Origin of the sequence: Azospirillum griseum (genome assembly GCF_003966125.1) — a bacterium.
GTDB classification, from domain to species: Bacteria; Pseudomonadota; Alphaproteobacteria; order Azospirillales; family Azospirillaceae; genus Azospirillum; species Azospirillum griseum.
Genome location: NZ_RXMA01000137.1, coordinates 1 through 482, shown reverse-complemented (window position 1 = coordinate 482; position 482 = coordinate 1). Strand labels below are relative to the sequence as shown.

The 482-nt window shown below is 73.2% G+C and carries 1 pseudogene; it reads left to right on the top strand.

The features are described from left to right. A pseudogene (locus EJ903_RS27165) lies at positions 1-482 on the top strand (hypothetical protein); the annotation flags it as partial.

The following is a 482-nucleotide window of genomic DNA, read 5'->3' as shown; positions in this document are numbered from 1 at the left end:
GGCGGGTCGTCCGGGAACACGCTGCTGGCGTCCGGGCTGGAGACGCTGGTGGGGTCCAGCGGCTTTGACACGGTGTTCCTGGGGTCGTCGGGCAACACGCTGGCGGTGTCCGGGCTGGAGATCCTGGTCGGCGGGGCTGGCAGCGACGCCGTGACCTTCGGGGGCGACGGCAACACGGTGACGCTGCGCGGCATCGAAACGCTGACCGGCGGGGCCGGGTCCGACGCGCTGACGCTGGGCGACACCGGGGCCACCGCCACCGTCTCCCTGTTCGAAACGATCCTGGGCGGGACCGGCAGCGACGCGGTGACGCTGGGCGGGGCGGGCAACACGCTGGCCACCGGCGGGCTGGAAACCCTGATCGGCGGGTCCGGCACCGATGTGGTGACGCTCGGCTCGGCCGGAACCACGCTGCTGCTCTCCGCCATCGAAACCCTGATCGGCGGGTCCGGCACCGACGCGGTGACGCTGGGAACCGGCGG